The sequence below is a fragment of the Paenibacillus luteus genome (assembly GCF_006542765.1).
GTDB lineage: Bacteria > Bacillota > Bacilli > Paenibacillales > Paenibacillaceae > Pristimantibacillus > Pristimantibacillus luteus.
In genome coordinates, this window is the sequence record NZ_SKCD01000011.1 from 661,340 (window position 1) to 681,726 (window position 20,387).

The window sequence follows — 20,387 nt, forward strand, 5'->3', positions numbered from 1 at the left end:
ATATTAAGTATTTGATAGTTGAAATATTACACATTGCGAATTAGAATGTATAATATAAAAAAACGATGTTTCCATAACTACAAATTATGAATAGAAAGGAGCCCGCCTATGCGTATTGAACAATTACGATATTTAGTCGAGGTCGCCCAAAGCGGTTCCATCACTTTAGCCGCGGAGAAACTACATCTGTCACAACCCAACATTAGCAACTCCATTTCCGCATTAGAGAATGAAATTGGTCTCGCTATTTTCACCCGTACACGTTCAGGAACTCGTCCGACTTCCGCAGGTCATAATCTCATTGAGATGGCAGAAGATATTTTGATGAAATGGGACCAGTTCGCAGAAGCAGCAAGACTGAACAGTGCACTCATTAATGAGCGGCTAGTTATCGGGGCCACATTCGGTGCTTGTACAAGCTTTCTTCCCAAACTACTGACCAACTATTCAGAACGCTATCCTTTTGTAGAACTGCAAATTATGGAGAGTCACCCTGCTGAGATTGAAGAAAGGCTGCTCGCAGGCGATTGGGACTTGGGGCTGATTGGAACGCCTGAGGAAATGGCATTTAAAAATCTAGTGGCAGAAAACTTTCTGAAATGCCGAATTATGGCTTGTGTCGGAGGCAAATCTCCACTGGCTGCCAAGAAAAGTTTGACAATGGAAGAGATAAGACAGCACGCGATTATCGGTACTTCCGAGCATATTAAAGAGGAGCTTCAAAGTTACGGTCCGATTCGAGAAATGTTTCATTCGAAGCATTCCGAGGTTTCCAAACGGGTGATTAGCGAGGGTCTTGGCATTGGCTTCTACCTGGATATTTCCTTGAAAAATGATCCCTATGTCATGACCGGGAATATTGTCCCCATTCCACTTCAGGAAGAGCATCCGGTTGAATTCTACTGGCTGCATGCGAAGAAAAAACTGTCACCTTCTTCCGAAGCATTTCTTAAAGAGCTGAACACGCTTATTCCGCAGTTTGTCCGGCTAAACGCCTAAATTATTTTTAAAGACACCACAGCAAAACTTATGGTCTACATTGAACATAGTATCTCCCTTATGCCTGTTTTCCCGGCTCATGATACAGATGAATCCAAAACTTTTTCAAACTTTGTAAACTACGTTTGTTCTCTGGGCATTTGATGAAAGCAAAATACGCGCTACGCAGTTTATGCATTTCTTCCAGTCATCGGCTTCCACTAGCCGATGACTGGAAGTGCATCTTCTCCGTCACGCGTATCATTGAAAAACTATTCCCTTACTTTCCAACACGACCACTGGTAACGTAAATCAATCTTTTTATCTCTAAAACCTCACCACAACGATTAAATAAAGGAGTAATCCAACCGCCATAATGCCTGCATATTTGTAATTCGGCCGGGCAACCTCAAAGACTGACTTCTTCAGTAAACCAGCCAATAAGTTATTTACAGCCGAGGCCGGAGAAATGGGATTAGATAAAGCCCAGCTTCCGAGCAACAGCACAGCGAAATAAATTGGGCTAATCTGAACACTCGAGGGGTCAATGCTTCCCGCAAGTATGGTCACGGGCACAATGGGATGAAGTCCAATTAAAGAAGTTCCCACAATAAAAGCGACCGTTAGAAACGAAAATGTGAATGCTACCGGCAGTGGCACCTGCTCCAGTAAGCTTGGAACCATAGATCCGAGCTTCGTGACGCCGATTGACCCGCTGAAAAAGCCAGCAGCTAGAAATAACGTAATTTCTTTCTGCAAAGCAGGTAAAGTCACCGTTACATGATTCTTAATTCCTTCTATGTATACGGTCATTTCCCCCTTGATAAGGCACCAGAGCAAAGGGAATGCAAGTGCTGCTAAACAAATTAATAAGACCATAGGGAGCTCGATCACACGTTCCATGGTTAAGATGACAATAATAGCAGCTAATAAATATACCCCAAGTCCGAACGGAAAATGCGCTCGTTCCTTTTTTTCTATCGGCTGCTTTGGTTCTTCTGGCTCGGCATGAAGCAATTCCCGATAATCGACCAGCCAGCTTACGACAAGGCTTAGAATAGCCATTCCAAGCATGTATGGCAACACAGAGGACCAGGACAGACCAAGCGCGGAGGTCACAAGCGTCATCGCAGCAAAATACGGAGACCAAAGAATCGCTCCCGCAAAGCCGCGGTTCATTGCATTAGCTAACAGCTGAGTCATACCTGGCTGCGGCTTCACGAATACCATTTGATAAACAACTGGAATCGACCCGACGTTAATAAATACACCCATGATTTGGGTGAGAAGCTGCGTTCCCACGAATAAAGCGGACTTGCTTCGCAGGTTAACTTCATAAAACCGCTTCAAAGCTTTAACGTATTCTGGAAGGCGGACTGGAATTCCGAACAAAGGTGCGAATAGGAACAAGGTAACAATAGTCACGTTTATCCCAGCCGACTCGAACCATATTCTTGCACTTACTTTCTGAAGCAACAGAAGGACGACTCCGGTTACTAAGAAGAAAATCGTTAGCCATAACGTCATACCTTTAAGTTTCGGCAGCAGCACGAGGATTGCAGCAAACACCAACCCTCCCAGAAGAAAGCTCAGCGTCTCAAACTGAGTCAGTTGCAGCGCAATATAAACTACGGCAATAGAGAAAATAAGGGATCTCTCCATTGCCGTCTTCACTGCGGATGTCATTGAATCCGCCCTCTTTTCCTATCTTAGTTAAATTGCCAGCAGCTTAAGCTAAGGTTGCCGAATTGATAGCTGCGATGAAGAAGCTTCGCTTTACGATTGGCATCACCCGTGCCCATGGCGAGAAGAAGCGGAATAAAGTGTTCACTCGTTGGTACAGCATCCATGGCATGAGGAGCCTGTTCACGATATTGAAACAACGCTTCTGTATCCCATGATTCTAGCTTATTTTGCAGCCAATTGTCGAACTGTTCCGCCCACGCCTCAATACCTTCGGACTGCCAGTTCAATCTTCTTAAATTATGGACGGTGCCTCCGCTCCCAATGATAAGGACATCCTGCTCGCGAAGTTCTGCCAACGCTTTACCGATTTGATATTGCTGCTCATTCGATAAATAACGATTTACAGATAGTGCAATGACCGGAATGTCTGCATCCGGATAAAGCAGTTTTAGAACGGCCCATGCACCGTGATCCAAGCCTCTTCTTTCATTCTGAACACTTTGAACACCATGAATAGTAAACAAGGATTGAATCTGCTCAGCTATTGAGAGATCGCTTTTGGCCGGATAGGTCATTTCGTAAAGCTCATCTTGAAACCCGCCAAAATCATAAATGGTTTCATACTCTTCAGCAGCACTGACCGTCTGGACCTCCTCTTCCCAATGAGCAGAAAAGAGTACGATCGCTTTTGGCTTAGGCGAATGCTCCTTAAAGTTTTTTAGCAATTGTGTATATTCGTTATCCTCAAGCACGATCGACGGAGCGCCGTGTGCGAAAAAATAGGAAGGCATCATCTGTCTTCACTCCTTATTTGTATTTACTTCTGCGTCTTTCTTAAGCCAGTGAATAAAATCAAGCTGGTTTTCTTCCGATACACCATGGTCGGTCGGATATATTTTGAATGTCAGCCGATTCATCTTATCATGCAAATATGCGGCCGTTTCATGGCCGATCCGTACTGGAAAAACAGAATCAAATTCCCCATGTGAAATAAATGCGGAAACATCTTTAACGTTTCGAATGGAATACTCCGTCTTCACAAAGTTAGGAATGTACCCGTTTAGCGCAACGATACCCTTTAGCCCCTCACCCATTACTAGCGAAAGCGTCATAGATAAAATAGCACCTTGGCTAAAGCCGAGTAAATACCTTTTGCCTGGATCAATCGGATACTTATCCGTCGCATAATGAATGAATGCTTCGAGCTCGGTCACTGCTTCATCAAACATCTCTCGAATCGGATGACCTAGACTTTTTAAATCATAATACTGATAACCAGCGCCAAGTGGCAAATTCCCGCGAATGCCAACGATGATGAAGTCTTCGGCTAAAGGAGCAACAAGACCAAACATATTACTTTCGTTCGAGCCTTTGCCGTGCAAGGTGAAAATGGTTGGGTAAGTCTTGCCTGGCACGGGGTTAGCCGGCATATGAACGTCATATGGATACATTGGATTCAAATTAAAGCCTCCTTGTTTTGCAAATTATGCGGTGCGTTTGTTCATAATAAAACGGTCAACCGACAGCGGTGTCTGATCGGAAACGACTAGATACAATGAAATCAAAACAACACTATTCTTTGTCATTCTTCTACTCTCCTCCAACAAGAAATTAGTTATAAAGAAATAAATTTTATATGAGTAATTTAACTTAGGACGCATTGACTTGTCAACATGAAAATTGTTAATATGTAATTATAATTCATATTACTAATATTCAAGAGGTGTTAGAGATGGATATCGGATCCACAATAAGGACAATTCGGAAACGCAAGAATATCACCATCGCACAAATTTGCGAAACTACCGGTCTGTCCCAAGGCTTCATGAGTCAAGTTGAAACGAATAAAACATCCCCTTCTATAGCGACTCTGGAAAACATAGCTCAAGCCTTGAATGTACCTATAGCCTATTTGCTTTTAAAGAAAGATGAACGGATGAGTTTTGTTCGGAAGAATGAACGGAAAATGACCACAAGCGGTCCCGAAAATCTAAAGGTCGAACACCTAAGCTCCACGAAGAACGTTAGAATGATGCTCGTAGAGTTTCCTCCTGGTGCTTCAACTGGAGCCGCGCCTCACTCGCATGAAGGTGAAGAGGTCCATGTCGTTATTAAAGGGAAAGTATACGCCGTACAGGGTGAAGATACAGCTGAGTTCGAAGAAGGCGATTCATTCAGCTGGAATGCATGTACGCCCCATTTAGTAAAAAATACAGGTGAGGACACAGCAATCGTTCTGATATCCATCTTTACAGAAAATGAGAACGGACAGGACCTGATCTAAACAAAAAAGCCCTAAATCAAGCCAAAATGGCCGATGAAGGGCTTTTTTTTAATATAAGAATTGATAAGTTTGTTAGCTTATGGTAAGGCTCTTATAAAAATTATATATTCGGTGTGAGATTTAATAAGTTTCTTGTGCCAACAGTGATTTGTCCGAAGAGCCATCCAGCAGCTTCATGTAGAGCAGCTTGCCTTCACCTGGATAGTAATAATCAGGCAAATGACACATGAACTTAAAGCCGTTGCGATCAAACATTTTCCTTGCACTTTCATACTCCGGCAAATCACAGGTAAACGTCTCAAGGTATCTGCCGCTTCTAGCTACACAGAACTGAATCAATGCATCCATCAGCTTCCATCCTAGCCTGCGTTGGCGATAGGAACGGTGCACGCCGAAGTATTCAAGACGATAACCACCGCTCCGATGCTCATTCTCTACAAAAATAATGGCAGAAATAATCTGTCCTTCTTCTTCTTCATACCAGCAAAACACATGCTGCTCCTGCATACTCCTAATCGGCAGCCATCTTAGCTGCTCCGTCTCCCCTGGCGTAAAACGCTGATCATCGAAACAATGCTCACTAAGCAAGAAATCCGACACTCTTCCCGCTTCAGTACCGCTCGTTACCGGCTTAATTTCAGTATAAGCATGTCCTACATGTTCCTTCCCAACTCGAAGCATATGCTCCCCCTCCTTCACTGACAATTAGGAAATGCGAAGTGAATGATTCCATTCTGATGTGACACCTTTTTGAAAATGATGATCACATTCAAAAAAGTAAAGCTTAGCAGCAAGATCATAACGATTTTTCTTCACTACAGCGACAAAGCCTTCTCTCGCATCATAAAATCTTCCTAACCGATAGGCTTCTACGGCAGCTTCGAATTGTTGCTTAGTCTCATGTTTAAGCTTGCGGATATGCTCTGGATCAGCTTCATACCAATCGTACAACTCAATAGGGCCATTCTCTTCGTCTATTTGAAGAATACCGAGCTTACGATATGATCCTAACCTGTCAGGGTTAATTGCCTTCATCGTTTCCTCTGTTAATAGAACCGTCACACCCAGTTTAGCAGAGGCCTTCTCCAAATCCAGCGTTAACTGTACATGATTGGATACTACACTGCCCTCCATCCGCTGTTCTTCACCAATAATCCCTAACATAACATCACCAGAATGAATGGCTATGCCAATATCGATCGGTTCTTCCTGGTTACGTATTCGCTCTGCATTATAGGTTTCTAACGTTAAGCGAAGTTGAAGCGCTGCTCTCAGTGCCGCACTGGTCTCATTCGGGAACATGGTAAGCATTCCTGGACCGAGGTATCGACTAGTGAAACCGGCATGTTCACGTATGATCGGCCCAAATTGCTTGAGAAATGAATTTATGAACTGAAAATTCTGCTCTGTAGTTAATTTTGCAGAGAATTCATTGAACTGACGCATGTTACATACCATGATCGTCATTCTGCGATTTTGCTGTTCACCAAGCTTAATTTGTGTCATATTTGTTTTTCCCAATACTTTTAGAAATTGCTGTGGTACAAAACGGAAGTAAGAATTGCTAAGCTTAGTCATTTCATTAATATATTGCTTAATTGAACTTGCCATCATGTTAAAGCGTTCACCTAGCTCCTCAACCTCATCACGTGTTCGAATCTCTACCTTGACATCCCATTCTCCGCTGGCAATAAGATTCACATTAGAACGAAGCGTTCGTATGGAGGACAGCAGGTATGCCGTCATGATCGTAATCACAATTAATAGAACGATACCAATTAATACAAATATTTGAATAACGTCTGATAAAATGCTCATCGTGCTTTTCTTAATTCCAATCATATCTTTGCCTGTTTCGTAAATCCCGATAATATCTCCGTTGGAATTATAGAGCGGCCCTAGCGCATACATCCATTCTCCGCCAGAATCTTCCCACTCACCCAGTATGATTTCACCTTTCTCAAGCACTAAACGGTTCTCGTCATTGAGTTCGAAAGGCTGAAACATAGTTACACTATCGTCATCATCCATAACAATATAGAGTTCACCGTCAATATAGCGGTAGATTGTATTATACAAACCATCACGATCAGCACCTGCACGAGAAAACACTTCGTTTACTCTTTGCTTAATCGTTATGTAATCCTCACTTTTATAATCTAATGGTGAGTTTAATTTTTCTAAGTAATCGCCATCTACTAGATATTTGCCATTGCCTGCAAGCAGCTTCAACTGCTTATAGGTATCATCCTTCATTTCTAGGGCGAATGAGGAGTATACCGAATAGGATAAGCCCCCCATTGAAATAAGAACAACAGGCAATATAACGGCTAATTGCTTTAATAATAAAAACATCTTGCGTTTCATGATATCCACATAGATAAAGCGTGTAGTGTAAACAACCACCGCGATAAGTACCAATAGAAGCAGCCAATAACCGATCCGTTGTGCAATCACTAGATAGCTATAACGATAGGAGTCTTGTACATCAACAATGGCACCTTTCGTGTTAAGTTGGATCACCTGATCGGAAGTGGAAACCATAATATGATCTTTGTCGATTGAAATATGGGTAAAATCAGACCATTCTATCTCAGGTGAGCGCTCAACAAGCATATGAAGTGTCAGTACATCTTCAACTGGATTCCCATCAACAGAAGTATTCACTCTCTTAATCGCACCATCATGATAATCAATAAAATAAAGATTAACATCATCCGCTGTCACAATTCCGACCGGGAAATTAAACTGCCCCTCCAGCGATTGCGGGTACAGCTTAGCGATCTCGCCATTTGTTACAGCAAACAGGAGCCCTCTCTTTGATGTGAAATAAAATTGTGATTCCTGATTTCCCGTTAATTCATTTAAATAGCGGTCCTTCGGCAGTTCGACCGTTGACATCGTTTCTGGCGTTGCAGTCGCAATTGAGTTCCCATCAAGCAAAAGCTTCAATAAGGAAGCTGAGCCTTCCTCTTTCCGGAAAAAAAACAGCTCATTGTCTTCGATAGATAGTGATTGTAGTTTACCGACACGAAGCAATTGATCCTGTTCTTTATAATCAATATTATAAAGAATGCGAGACTTAGAGCCATCTGCAGATATTTGGACAATTTGCTCTCCCGACACTTTCAAACCATAAGAATCCAGGACAGTAATTATAGCGTATGCATTGCCCTGACTATCGGCTGCGATAGAGTTAAATAACTGTACCGTATCGGCTTGGGTATTTTTGCTGCTGATATAAGAATAAACCATTTTCCCGTCTTTATTGACTTTATGGATAACCTTCTTGGAATCTGTAATTGTATATAATGATCCGTCTGTATCCGTCGTTATGCGAGAGATATTAGAGTAAGCTTCTTCTGTCTTAAAAGGCTGTAGTGTCCATGAATCTCTCATGACGATCAATAAGATCACTGCAATCATGATCAAGCTAAACAACATCACAAACTTCGATCTCAACATAATCTCTCCATTCGACTCCCGGGTTTTCATTCACATTAAGAAATATATGGATTTTGTATATCTTCATATATTTTACTATAAAAATGTCGTCTTGTGTCTGATCACGAGATATTTATTGCCGTATATTAGCAAGAATAGTAGAATTAAATCAATTCGTGTATGAAGGGTGATAATAATCGGACAAATCGTTTGTGCAGGCGCGAATTTACAATGCAGCTTCGGGGTAGCACCCAGTGTATTAATGGTGTTACCCATGAATCGAGTGATGACCGCATTGCCCATTGCTAATATTATGGATAATAAGCCTATGATGAATATTCTTCCATTTGGTATGTGCAATTCACTAGCTAATCCTATGGTTGCAGCTGCAACAGCAGCAGCATTAGGCGTATTGACTCCTATGCCCTGCATACCTGTAACGTCTGCTCCATGGTTTCCCGGTTCCCCCACCGTTATGGTTGCGAATATGCCAGCCTTGAATAATACTTCCAAATGCTTATGTAATTGGGGCGGAACGATTCAAGTCATGAATCCAGGCCAAATGACCATCCAGGTTCCATAGTCAACCACTGTCAGTTCCGTATTTGGTGCTGCAGCCAGAATCAATGATCCTACAAAGGAGTCGTGTTTCTTGATCGAGAAAATCGTCAAACCTTTTATTGCTCCAATTCAACGTAAAATATTAATGCCTCTCAAAAGGGCGAAAAACTGGCCAAAGCTGCTTGCAAAATGGTTGAAGAAAAAGTTTAAGGATATTTTGGGCCAAAAGGAAATCACTAAAGCGAGCTACATTCCAATTGGAAATTATTACGTTTCAAAAAAACTCATTGTGATCATCATCTTAGTCCTGCTCATTTGTTACTTCTTTCTATTCATTCGCCCTCCTAAATTCATAAATAAGCTATTTAATCGCAAACCTGCTATTTCCGTTACTACAAATGGAACTGCACCAAGCTACTCTGGAGCGGCAAAGCTGTTCGATGAAAATAAGGTTTTGCTCTATGAAGGGGATTTAGTGGGCGGTCTATATGAGGGGAAAGGGAAGCTCTATCAAGCGGTTGGAGTTTTATTGTATGAAGGTGACTTTGTCGGTGGGCAATACGCAGGCAACGGCAAACTGTTCAGCAAGGAAGGATTACTGCTCTATGAAGGTGCCTTTGTGGATGGCAAATACGATGGAGCCGGCAAGCTCTACACTGAGGATGGTACGCTTCTGGAGCAAGGGACATTTTTGCAAGGCGTACTTATTCAAGGAAGTCAATATCAGTCGGATGGCACTCTGAAATATACCGGTGCTTTAGCTGGTAATGTTTACGAAGGAGAAGGCACTCTTTATTATCCGAATGGCAAAATGCAATATCAAGGCGGCTTCAAAACTGGCGTTTCTCATGGACAAGGACGCTTATTTACCAATAATGAGGAGCTTATCTACGAAGGCGGCTTTGCAAATGGTGTTTATGCGGGCGAAGGCACACGATATGAGGGTGCTAATATTATCGTTTATCAAGGACAGTTTCTTGCCGGAAACTACAACGGTGTGGGCAAGAAACTATTTAAGAATAACTTTATCGAATACGAAGGTGAATACAGTAACGGAAAGCGTTCAGGAACAGGAACCGAATACTTTGAATCTGGCAGCGTGAAATATAAAGGCGAGTTCTTATCAGATCGTTATCATGGCACTGGCACTCTGTTTGACGTAAACGGCAATATGATCTACAGTGGCGGCTTTCTAAGCAATGAATATCACGGAAATGGCGAGCGCTACAATGTTGAGGGATTGCTTGAATACAAGGGATTCTTCGTTCGAGGATTGTTAAATGGGATTGCCACCTGGTTCAAGGATGGTACTCAACCCATCTATATTGGTTATTTCAAGTCGGGCAAGCTCGATCTCACCGCTTATATGGAATTATCCTCAATAGGACGCGAAGAGCTACTTGGCAAACCTACAGGAACAGAGTTGATATATGACACTTTACCAGAGGACCTTTTTGATACGATAGATAGCGGAGCCGAAGTCTTGGAAGATACGAATTTAGAAGGCACTAATACAGGAGATACTTCCTTAGATGGAGCAACTGTAGAGGAGATAGCGCCTGACTTAGAAGCCACTCCACGAAGCGGCACTTTAAATCTTCGTTATCAGGAGTTGGGATTGATGTTTGTTTCTAGAATGGAAGACACCAGCTCTGAGTTTGCCGAGCTGATAGAAATTCATGTGAATAGCAGCAAAGTTCTCGACACACTATTCAAACAGCTAGAAGATCAACTCTCAACTGAACCAGCAAGCATCAAAAAAACAAACAGTGAGCTAGATCGTATTTACACCTGGAATAATTTTGTTTATACCCTTACGGTAAATCAGAATAACGAAGTTCAGTCAGCCATAATAACAAGGACGGGATAACTCCCGTCCTTGTTTTTTTACTGCCTATGCTGTTGTGGTTGCTGCGCTGTTTATTCCATTTTCAAGCTCTTCTAAGGCAAGCTGACCAGAACCGTTGTCCTCGAGCGCCTTCACTGCCCACCAGCGAATGCGAATGCGAATACGCTCTGTTTTTTGATGAACCCGTATGCCGATCCGGAATGTACCCTTCTTCGAGTCCTGTATGAAGCCAATCGAAATATTGGGATAATTCGAAGTAAACTCACTGCCAGCGAAAACATCCTGCGCACCTGAATAAATAAGATTGCTGCGTTTCCACATTTCTGGAACCGGAATGTCGGAGGTTTCCTGCTCATCGGAAATACCCGCGGTCAAGAAAACAGCTGCGCCGATACCTAATCCATGCTCAATTTCTTCAGAGTAGAAGTTCTTCTGACGACGTTGATACCACTTCTTCAGTTCTTGAGGGACGATCGAAATTTCCGTAATTCCAGCTGATACCTGTTGCTCTGGCGGTAACGGGGCCTCAGGACCAAGCAAAGAGATAAACTCCTGCTTAATATCCGGAAAAGGAGAAACAGGCGCGAGAACCGATTCTTTCACTTCTGAATAGGCAGTAGCATTCTTGTGGCTAATATCATCTTTCTCTGCAGCGGAGATCAGCTTATAGAGCATCGTAGGATTAATGACGTAATCGTTGAATGGCAGCGAGTCTACACTATCAATGACATAACTTGCACCCATTTGCAGCAGATTGATCTTCGCAAGATACAAACATGGTTCAACGGGAGTTTCAATCGCACGGTCCAGGGAGCGAGAATAGAAAGTATCTAGAATCCGCTCCTGTGCAGGCTCTTCACTTACTTCGATCGTTTGCTTGATATGTGATAGTTCATAAATCAACTTATCGCCGATGACTAGTCTTGCCGTTCCTGCTTTAGCTGCAATGGAGGCATTTTGTTTAGATTCTCCTACTGCTAACGGCAGCGCCCGCAAACGGATCGATTTCAAATAGCTCGTGGCCGCGCCGTCCGTAGGCTCAGAGAAAATGAGCTTTTCGTCTCCCTCTACCGATTCTGCTTGCACCATCTCCAGTTCATATTCAAACGAAATATGAGGAGTCTGCAGCGTCTTCTCTATGCTAAGCTTCAGCTCAAAGCTTTGGCCGGGTTCAATATAACGTGGCACGCTCTGCAGCACGCGTACTTGACCATCGTCGTACCAGATCGATGTATCCTCAATTAAATAATCATATTCCTGCAACGCAGGTGCTGGTGGCTGCTCACGAACGAACAAGCGATAGCTTTCCAAAATACGATTATGCTCGCTTACATCCTCACTGCCGCCTGAGGCCCCAGCTACGGTATGTACCGGCTCTTTGCCCTTTTCATTATACTCCAGACATAGGTACACATTTTTGGCATAATCATTATTCAGAAAACCATCGACATTAGAGAGCTTAACGGTTAGAGGCGAAGGAACGATGATCTCGCGTCCCATTTGGTCCAGCGCCGCTCCGGTTTCGATTGAGATGGATTTATCATCAACAGCAACGACTTGCAAACCGGCAATAACACCGCTTCCGAACAACAAACGATTCGTTAATCGACGTTTATCAGAGAAATAAGTCTGCTCTGACATAAAATCTCTAACGGTTAATAGCTTCCCATAAAAGTACCGATTGCGTTCAAATGGTATATACCTCGATCTATTCATCCTAATTTCCTCCCTATTCTCACTACTCCAAACGAGAATCCAAGCCTAGTCTTGTATGTTGGTCGATCCGATTATCTTGCCCTACATCGATGGTAATGGTATGATGCGGCATCGATGACCGTCCGTCCAAATGAAGCAGGGTTGGCTCAGACAATACCGTATTCATACCGAGATAGGAGTGCAGGTCCATGTATACCCAAGGTTGTAAAATAATCAACTTACACGTTGCAAAAACGGGTTTATAAGCTTCAATAAGCTGCTGCAGCGTCACTCTTCTCATTTCTGTATCCGCGTGCTCAGCCTTTACGAGCACATTGAAGACATGAGGATCCGCCGCATATAGTCGATCAGCTACTTCACCTAATTCCGGATTTTCCTTGAGCGGCTTAACCTGCTCATATTCCAGAATAATCGGCTTCTCTCCCGTATAGATCGAAATTAACGTCTCCATCGCAAATTTCGTTCCGCGTAAGTTGTATAAGGTTGGCGCTACCTTCAACAGCTGCCTTAATTGCTCCTCAGACCAATAATCCTCTGCGTTAATGCCAAGCCAGCCTAACAACCAACGCAGCGATGACCCCGAAGCGTTATTTGCTTCAAGTGTACGTGTGACCTGTCCAATCTTATGATCGGTATCCTCAATCATGGTCTGGAAAATACTCAAATAACGAGCCAAGAAGTCCTTTGAGCGTTCATCCCGCTGATAGATCGACGGGAGGTATTCTAAGTACGAGCTTCTTGGAAAATGGATCTCCAAGCTCTGAATTACCGGGGCATGCGGGGCTGAACCAATCAATTCGATAAACAGCCATAGATATCGGCCTTTTGTTTGAATCAAAAGCGCATCCTGCGGATCCTTGAGAGGCTTAGACCATAATGGAGATAAGGATGCGAGCTTCGTTTCTGGCGGAATTTCCTCGTTCGAAACATATTCATCGAGATCGACATGGTCCTGATCCATAAAAACCTCGCGTTGATCCGAGGCATAATAGCGGATATTGATTTGAGTATCATTTTGCTGATTCGCTTCAAGCACCAGCTTATGCCATTCCATCTCATATACACCGCTATCCAAGCCATCGCTAAGCCATACCCCCATTCGAGAGCCAAAGGCTTTCCAAATGGCGGTTTCAGATATAGGCTCGATCTTGTAAACGCTTCGTTGTTCCGAATTCCAGATATATAGGCACTGCTTGCCAGGAAACAATGCATTGCCGCTTGCGCCGCTTGCGAAGCCTCTTTTCACAATCTCGCCGCTTTGCAGCACTGCAATGAGAGAGAAGCCTTCACGGGTACGAAGCAAGCCCCAGAACGTATCCAATCCACTGTAGCATAGAGAGACCAATTCCTCTGCTATTGGGTCAAGCGGTAACGAGAATGGCGTGACCACGTTCGTTAACAAATTTAAAATCATGATCCGCTGCGTCTTTTTATCGAGCAGCCAGCACTGCTGCTGGCTCCCAAGTGTCAATTGGTAGCGATGATGTTGACGAGCTGCTCCCTCTTCATCAGCTAGCTCCGTTCCATCTCCAAACCAGGGAAGCGGTATACGTACCGTCGGAAGTCCTGCGGGGTCAAACCTAAGCAGCTGCACCTCACGCTCCTGCCCAATCGTACCAATAACCAGCAATCCATCATCGTTATCTGCAATGATTGCTTCCGCATGAAAGATCTCACCGTACCAATCCTTTGTTGACCACCTGATTTGCGCCCGATCGAGTGACATTGCCTGAATGACGCTACTTGGTCCATCAAGAATCACAACTACTGAATTACCAGTAATAGCTATTAATGTTGGGTGAAGCTCATCACTAGTTTCAAGCTGTATAATATCCTCCACATGCGTACTGGCTAAGTCCTTTCGCCATATCATCCCTGCGTTATCCAACATAAACCATCTTCCATTTGGATCGACCACTGTATCGATAAGCTCTCCGGAAATTTGCGGGTGAGTGAGCTCAAAACGATTCAAATGACGATATACTTTTTCACGTACAATGGTTAGACCATCCTTCATGCCTTCAAGCTGATACGAAGTACCTCGTCTCCAGTCGGGAGGCTTGCGAAATGAGAAAAATTTAGGATTACTCATATCTCATTAACCTCCTATCCATTCGAAATGATGAATTCAATATCGTGATCGCCCGAGATGGCAAGCCCATTTGGCGGAATTCGAATATCCCCGCCTTCTTCATGATTCACATTTCTGCCTTCTGCCTTGAGCCATACGTCTTGAATATATTGGACACCCGGAACACGGTGGACGATGTCATATACGTCACTTTTATAAATCGATTTACCAAACTCCCAACCCGTGGCTGCATCATCGCCATATGGCTGCAGCCACTTGCTTAGCATCTGCTTCACATCATGCTCTCTACCCTCATAGCGAGGGTGGACGACAATGATCGCTCTCACCGTTACTCTTATATATTCCGGCGGTATAACATGAAGTGTCGTCGTGAGCAGGCGATAAGGCTCAAGATGTGTCCGTATGGTTTGAATCATGCCAATACTTGGACGCGGCAAAGGCTTACGGCTATAAGGCACAATCACTAATGAAAGATGACCAAACGCGCGTTCCTTGGGATAATTTTTGATTGAAGTGTTATATCCAGGAATCGCTTTGACCCGAACAGTGCGCAGCCCTGGTATTTCCATTGCTCGCTTCTCCATATCCTCAGCTGTAATCCCGCACTTCGGATCGACGACGCTCAGCTTCGCTCGATGCATGGCTTCATTCAGTGTTTCTGCCTCCGCACCCCCATATGCGGGATACAGGTTCGTCACATGCAGAGGATAATTGAAAAAATCAAACTCATGAATCATATCCTCTTTAACATTGCCTGCAACGCCCGTTCCTGTGCGGTAACTAATAATCCTAATATTAGGAACGGGGGAAGCCGGCGGAGCCACGCCATGTACACCATCTGAGAAACGAATAACTCCCTCTGCCTCGTCAATGACATAATGATGGCAATCTGCGGTTGACTCATCGAAATCCCAGACTCGTTCCCAGTCATACCAGACCATGGCACTCTGGTCCTCTGCCAGCCAGCCTACCTGGATACGAAGCATATCAGGTAGAAGCTGTTGAATAGGAAGAAGAAACTCTTGTCCAGAAATACCTGTTCCCGTACCCAGATAGATATGTTCATCAAAGCCCTGTGACAAAGCAATCACCCGTATGCTTTGCTTGCCTAAAGGCAGCTTAACATGAGCTTGAAAGGTTACAAGCACTCGATCAACAATAAGCTCCGCCTTATAATCAGACTCCAGCACATCTCTCCAGCCACCCGCAATTCCAGCTTGCTTAAACTGAACCGTGAGCCTTCCTTGTTGAAACAGCGCATGTTCAAGCTCAATATGCGGAGCTGCCGCTGCTTCAGCCGGAATGGCCGTTGGTGCCTCCTCTAGTCCATCAAAACATTCCGAAATACATAAACTCTGTCCCTGTTTCGCGAATACCTCATTCCACACGAGTCGCCGAATCCGAGGAGGATCATTGTATTCCCCAGCTCTCAGTACCGCTCTAATTTTCCGTACGGGCATCGCCCCTTGCGGAATCGTGAACAGAATAGGGCCACTCTGATGCATGCCATAGGTCTCATCGCGTTCTAGCATGACTGGAATCCAGCTTCCTGAAGGGCTTTCTTCTCCGTCTTGCTCTTGCCAATAGCTCCATTCCACCTTGCCCGAAGGAGTAAAATGCTTATATCTGGCAGGTATTCGATGCTCGGGATTTTGATCTTCTAATTCAATCCATAGCGATAAGGGCATAGAATGAGGCAACCCTTTTAATAAAGTGATAACTATACTCGCCCCGATATCACCATTCTCACCGAATGGAAAGATGGTGACGCGGCCCGAGGTCATATCGTCATCGACGATAACGAAATCTCCGTCAATCTTATGTAATGAAACCTGCTGCTCCGAGTCAGGCAAGACAGAAACAGCGCGTACCGTTTCGAAAGGAAGCTCACCCACGCGCAGTAAGGTACCAAATGGGATGAGAATTGGCTCGGATGCTCCCGAAAAACTTAATGACGTTGTAGATGGCACACGATCCTTTGGCGTTTCGCCCAACAGCTTTAGAAATTTGCGATCATGATTCAACGTTAAACGATCCAATTGAAACTGCTGCATTTCAATATGCCAAGCCAGCATTTCTAGTAGAGTAATCCCTGGATCATGCGCATTTTCATCGGTCCAATCAGGAAATATGCCGGGAATAAGGTCACGCGCTTCACGAACAAGCTGTTCGAAGTTCCGGTCGTCTAGGTTCGGTAAGGGTAACATGGCTCTTCAGCTCCCTTCTATTTGTGCAACTCTACTATCAAGCGATGCTGTCCAGGCACGACAACGCTATGAGGTAAATCTACTATTTTTTCCGGATTCCACTCGACCCGTTCTCCATTTTCAACCTTATATACATCCAATGATAATTGTGGAATATGTACGACAGGTCCTACGGATTTCAAAAGAGCGTAGAACATCGAATGGTGCACAATCTGACCGATATTCCAGCCTTTTCCATCCGCGTTTCCCGTTAATGTATCCAAAAATTGATTCAATTTGCGTGTCAGCTCTCGTTCTACAGGTACAACATCATCCATATTTCTAACCCATACCGTTGCTTGTATGCCAATTTCAAGCAAGGCGGGCTCCATAACCTGCAAATTACCGAAGAAGGCGATATTAGAGGCCGTTTTCTCGAGTAGACTTGCTTCGACCTGACGCTTAAGCTCTTGAAAATGTGCGCCATTCCCTATCCCCGATTTTGGCAGAACGACAATAGAGAGTGTACCTATTTCCTTCTCTAGTTTTACATTCAAATTAGGCAAGCATTTAACCTTAGCCACATTAGGATGTGCTTCACGTGTCAGCCATTCGAAATCCTCAGCAATGACAGCGCGATTGCGATGAGTAAAGCGTTTCGGACCACGGACAATGGCTTCTTCCATCGTTCCTGCATCACAGCCACCTGCAGCAGCATATAAATTGGTAACCCCTTCAATAAATGCAATGGAGCTTTGCAGCGTATTAATCGCACCTGCAGGCACATTGCCCCGTTTGCCGCCGCCGCTAGTATAGGTCACACGCACGAGATCCACGCCTGTACGCGGCAGCGCTTTGCCTAATTTGCCATTGCCGAAGCTTAATCTGCCTGTTGCATGATCTATCATGTAATGCCGGTCTGAAGATCCTGAGCGCAAAAATTGCTCTACACGCCGATAACAAACCCATACACGTAAAATTTCTTGCTCTGAATCTTCCATAATATTCAATTTAATCCCTGTTTCTTGTAATAGCTCAATCTCATTAAGTGTTAAATGCTCGGTCTCATCGACCCATACTTCCTCTTCAAGCACGGGAGTGGAAGCAAGTACATAATATTCTGAGGTTTGTTCTTGAGCTGTATCATAAAATTCCATCTTTCGAGGCAGCTCGTGAACAATCGTGTGCTGTTGAACAGCTAACGTCGTATTTAATGCCAAATGCAGTACCCTTGGCATAATCATCGATTCCGAATCCAGATTATAACGGCCATCGCGGTTAACCGCACGAATCCAATATCTTTTCTTGCCAAAGTAAATATCATGCGCAAAATCCTGTGGACCAACAAACTGTATATCACCGCTTCGAGTAAAGCCATTCGTATCATCAGCTACTGCTAAGGGTGCCCAGATGGACGTGCCTCCGACACTCTTTAAATACTCCCACTCGATAAAAGGAACATCACTTGCCGTCACCTGACGCTGCTTCAATACGACGTATAAATTAATCGGTCCACGCTGAGGAGGAATGTCAAATCCGAGCCATACCGCAGGCGCTTGGCCTCCAAGGGATAGGAACGGTCGAAAAGGCATGCCGCCTGAATTAATTTCGTTGGTACGATCCTTCAAATCCAAATTGTTTATTGTTAATAGCTTCTGTGGCGAAAATAAAGGTTGCTCATAGCCAAAGCGAATGCGCAGTCGATGAATCGCTGGCGCATAGTAGATGGCATTCGGAGAATAAGCATTATTAATTTGAACGATTCGACCACGAATCCAGTAATTCTCCTCTGCATTGACGACAATTTCCTCTATATCCTCTGGACATACAAAGGTTAGCTCCCGTTTAGCGATTCCATCCCATGGTTTATCGAACATTTTTCTTGCTTCTGGATCGATGGGCAGCATCGCCCATGAACGGCCATTCCAATATTCCCATTGAATGCTTGCTATCGTGACTACATCAGGGATATCAACCTTATCCACGATCTCACGCTTCATCACAGGCTTCCAATTAATGGCTCTAGGCATATCCGGATACAGACGATGCTGTAGAAACTCGGCATCAAAGCTCAGCTTAAGCTTTGCGCCTCTTTTCGAAAAGGCTTCTTTGTTAGATACATAGAACAAGCCGTATTGAGCGAAGAAATCACCGAATGGCTCGCAGCCATTCTCCGCATTCAATTGAATATCGTTGAAATATAATCGATCAGGTATAATCCCATCATCGTCTGTTGCTGCTGCAAATTCACTCTTGATTAGCATTCGCTCGAATTGTACCTTGCCAAGCTCCGAAGCACTCGACTGCTCAGCTAACGTAAACGCTCGACAGCGTATCCAATACCCTAATGAATCGTGATACTCAAACGGGTCCATCCGCTTATGGTTAAGCTTAATAAGACGAATGACTGAGCCTTGCCCATACACACGATCGAACGCATGCCAGGATCCGTCGCTATAATACTCCCATTGCACCTTTTCAATGTCTGAGAGCCATTTTACCGTCTCCATAGCTGCCCCTTCATGCTGTGCATGAAAAAAAGTGAATTCGAAAAAAGCAGGATGCTCAATTAAAAAAAGAAAATTATGCTGGATATAAAAGGTGTGCTCCTGTAAATTTTCTCCCTCATCACCAAACAGTGCATAGCCCTGTCCATTGCCAGAAAGCGAAGAACCATCCGCACTGAGGATGACAATTCGATCTCGTTTCGGGCTAATCGCTAATATTTCAAGCAGATTTGCAGTTGTCAATAATATGGTACGAGCCGTCTCGAATCGAATAGGCTCCGTCTCTCCCGCTATATCGGCCGCTAGCTGAATTCCTTTTTCCACTAGGACTGGCTCCGGTGTACCTTCGACCAATTTAAACGTAACCTGGGCCATTGCCGGTCTTGCAGGCGCAAGCTCAACATTGAAATGGTTCAAGAAAGCTAAAAAGCTTTTGTAAGGGACTTGATTTAAACGCTTAATATTCCCCTCAAGCAAATGAGTGAACATCAAAGAAAGGGCTGTACCCGGATCTGGTTCCTCGGGCCGAAACCGCCACTCAGAGGTATAGTAGGGAGCTATCTTCTTAATCTCTTCAATTAATTGTGCTTGGGTTCTATCATCAATTATTGGGGAATGGTTTCTTGGTTCCATCCCAGAGCCATGGTTAATCATTGATCTCTCTCCGATGGTTTAATTTGATCCTTCATATAAATAGAAGGGATAAACCTGATTAAATAGGTTGTTCGTTGTTCTAACCTCATACTGTACATGAATCAGCAGCTTCTGCTCATTCGCTTGATCACGTTCCACGGTAACCTCTACCTCATGCACACGAGACTCCCACATGCGTATGGATTCTTCTACTTCTGATTCGATTAAACGTAATGTCGTGTCATCATTACCTTCGAACAAATACCGATCAATCCCACAGCCATACTCTGGGCGCATAATTCGTTCACCCTTAGCCGTCCAAATGATGATTTTTATGGCTTCTGCAATATCTTCCTCGTATTGCGAATGCTTAATGCGGCCTGTAAGCTCATCCACTTCGATTGGAAACTTCCAGCCACGGCCCAAAAATTCCTTAGACATAGCAAGTCCT

General features: G+C 44.0%; 14 protein-coding genes. 4 read left to right on the plus strand and 10 right to left on the minus strand.

What is annotated here, in order from left to right; translation table 11 throughout:
- Positions 1 to 108 precede the first annotated feature (108 nt).
- The gene (locus E0496_RS10910) at positions 109 to 999 is read left to right on the plus strand and encodes a LysR family transcriptional regulator (protein ID WP_141501573.1); all 891 of its coding nucleotides are present in this window, start codon (positions 109 to 111) and stop codon (positions 997 to 999) included.
- 306 nt (positions 1,000 to 1,305) lie between these two features.
- Here E0496_RS10910 and E0496_RS10915 read toward each other — a convergent pair whose 3' ends face one another.
- From E0496_RS10915 to E0496_RS10925, 3 genes are read right to left on the minus strand one after another with little or no spacing between them, the layout of a single operon-like run.
- The gene (locus tag E0496_RS10915; protein ID WP_141501574.1) at positions 1,306 to 2,664 is read right to left on the minus strand and encodes a hypothetical protein; all 1,359 of its coding nucleotides are present in this window, start codon (positions 2,662 to 2,664) and stop codon (positions 1,306 to 1,308) included.
- Positions 2,665 to 2,687: 23 nt separating this feature from the next.
- Positions 2,688 to 3,458, minus strand: a complete 771-nt coding sequence (locus E0496_RS10920) for a DODA-type extradiol aromatic ring-opening family dioxygenase (RefSeq protein ID WP_141501575.1) — start codon at positions 3,456 to 3,458, stop codon at positions 2,688 to 2,690.
- Positions 3,459 to 3,464: 6 nt separating this feature from the next.
- Positions 3,465 to 4,115: an alpha/beta hydrolase gene (locus tag E0496_RS10925; RefSeq protein ID WP_338325843.1), complete on the minus strand. Its 651-nt coding sequence runs from the start codon at positions 4,113 to 4,115 to the stop codon at positions 3,465 to 3,467.
- 281 nt (positions 4,116 to 4,396) lie between these two features.
- Between E0496_RS10925 and E0496_RS10930 the strand changes: the two genes are divergently transcribed.
- On the plus strand, positions 4,397 to 4,948 hold the full coding sequence (locus E0496_RS10930) for a helix-turn-helix domain-containing protein (protein ID WP_141501577.1): 552 nt from the start codon (positions 4,397 to 4,399) through the stop codon (positions 4,946 to 4,948).
- 120 nt (positions 4,949 to 5,068) lie between these two features.
- Here the strand turns inward: E0496_RS10930 and E0496_RS10935 are convergent, their stop codons facing one another.
- Together E0496_RS10935 and E0496_RS10940 are read right to left on the minus strand one after the other, a co-directional pair.
- Positions 5,069 to 5,629: a GNAT family N-acetyltransferase gene (locus tag E0496_RS10935; protein ID WP_141501578.1), complete on the minus strand. Its 561-nt coding sequence runs from the start codon at positions 5,627 to 5,629 to the stop codon at positions 5,069 to 5,071.
- A gap of 24 nt (positions 5,630 to 5,653) precedes the next feature.
- Entirely contained in the window at positions 5,654 to 8,374 is a 2,721-nt protein-coding gene (locus E0496_RS10940) for an adenylate/guanylate cyclase domain-containing protein (protein ID WP_241674713.1), read from the minus strand.
- A 205-nt stretch (positions 8,375 to 8,579) separates the two neighbouring features.
- Here E0496_RS10940 and E0496_RS10945 point away from each other — a divergent pair, with 205 nt between their 5' ends.
- Together E0496_RS10945 and E0496_RS10950 are read left to right on the plus strand one after the other, a co-directional pair.
- Positions 8,580 to 8,975, plus strand: coding sequence for a DUF4280 domain-containing protein (locus E0496_RS10945; RefSeq protein ID WP_277755842.1), 396 nt, complete (start codon positions 8,580 to 8,582; stop codon positions 8,973 to 8,975).
- A 69-nt stretch (positions 8,976 to 9,044) separates the two neighbouring features.
- Positions 9,045 to 10,823 (plus strand): MORN repeat-containing protein, encoded by a 1,779-nt coding sequence (locus tag E0496_RS10950; protein ID WP_141501580.1) that lies wholly within the window; start codon positions 9,045 to 9,047, stop codon positions 10,821 to 10,823.
- A 24-nt stretch (positions 10,824 to 10,847) separates the two neighbouring features.
- On the opposite strand, the gene E0496_RS10955 is transcribed toward E0496_RS10950, so the two are convergent.
- The 5 genes from E0496_RS10955 to E0496_RS10975 are packed head-to-tail and all read right to left on the minus strand — an operon-like array spanning position 10,848 to position 20,377.
- Positions 10,848 to 12,518, minus strand: coding sequence for a hypothetical protein (locus E0496_RS10955; RefSeq protein WP_141501581.1), 1,671 nt, complete (start codon positions 12,516 to 12,518; stop codon positions 10,848 to 10,850).
- A gap of 22 nt (positions 12,519 to 12,540) precedes the next feature.
- Positions 12,541 to 14,610, minus strand: a complete 2,070-nt coding sequence (locus tag E0496_RS10960; protein ID WP_141501582.1) for a phage tail protein — start codon at positions 14,608 to 14,610, stop codon at positions 12,541 to 12,543.
- Positions 14,611 to 14,624: 14 nt separating this feature from the next.
- Complete coding sequence (locus tag E0496_RS10965) at positions 14,625 to 16,817, minus strand: putative baseplate assembly protein (protein WP_141501583.1); 2,193 nt, start codon at positions 16,815 to 16,817, stop codon at positions 14,625 to 14,627.
- Between the two features lie 17 nt (positions 16,818 to 16,834).
- A complete protein-coding gene (locus tag E0496_RS10970; RefSeq protein ID WP_141501584.1) occupies positions 16,835 to 19,957 on the minus strand; it encodes a baseplate J/gp47 family protein in 3,123 nt (1,040 codons plus the stop codon).
- Between the two features lie 18 nt (positions 19,958 to 19,975).
- Positions 19,976 to 20,377 carry a GPW/gp25 family protein gene (locus E0496_RS10975; protein ID WP_141501585.1) on the minus strand — a complete coding sequence of 134 codons (402 nt, stop codon included), beginning with the start codon at positions 20,375 to 20,377 and terminating at the stop codon, positions 19,976 to 19,978.
- Positions 20,378 to 20,387: the final 10 nt, after the last annotated feature.

Bases quoted from the DNA above. Each gene is read 5' to 3' on its own strand.
- E0496_RS10910 (WP_141501573.1), top strand. From the start codon at position 109: ATGCGTATTGAACAATTACGATATTTAGTCGAGGTCGCCCAAAGCGGT.
- E0496_RS10915 (WP_141501574.1), bottom strand. From the start codon at position 2,664: ATGACATCCGCAGTGAAGACGGCAATGGAGAGATCCCTTATTTTCTCT.
- E0496_RS10920 (WP_141501575.1), bottom strand. From the start codon at position 3,458: ATGATGCCTTCCTATTTTTTCGCACACGGCGCTCCGTCGATCGTGCTT.
- E0496_RS10925 (WP_338325843.1), bottom strand. From the start codon at position 4,115: ATGTATCCATATGACGTTCATATGCCGGCTAACCCCGTGCCAGGCAAG.
- E0496_RS10930 (WP_141501577.1), top strand. From the start codon at position 4,397: ATGGATATCGGATCCACAATAAGGACAATTCGGAAACGCAAGAATATC.
- E0496_RS10935 (WP_141501578.1), bottom strand. From the start codon at position 5,629: ATGCTTCGAGTTGGGAAGGAACATGTAGGACATGCTTATACTGAAATT.
- E0496_RS10940 (WP_241674713.1), bottom strand. From the start codon at position 8,374: ATGATTGCAGTGATCTTATTGATCGTCATGAGAGATTCATGGACACTA.
- E0496_RS10955 (WP_141501581.1), bottom strand. From the start codon at position 12,518: ATGAATAGATCGAGGTATATACCATTTGAACGCAATCGGTACTTTTAT.
- E0496_RS10960 (WP_141501582.1), bottom strand. From the start codon at position 14,610: ATGAGTAATCCTAAATTTTTCTCATTTCGCAAGCCTCCCGACTGGAGA.
- E0496_RS10965 (WP_141501583.1), bottom strand. From the start codon at position 16,817: ATGTTACCCTTACCGAACCTAGACGACCGGAACTTCGAACAGCTTGTT.
- E0496_RS10970 (WP_141501584.1), bottom strand. From the start codon at position 19,957: ATGATTAACCATGGCTCTGGGATGGAACCAAGAAACCATTCCCCAATA.
- E0496_RS10975 (WP_141501585.1), bottom strand. From the start codon at position 20,377: ATGTCTAAGGAATTTTTGGGCCGTGGCTGGAAGTTTCCAATCGAAGTG.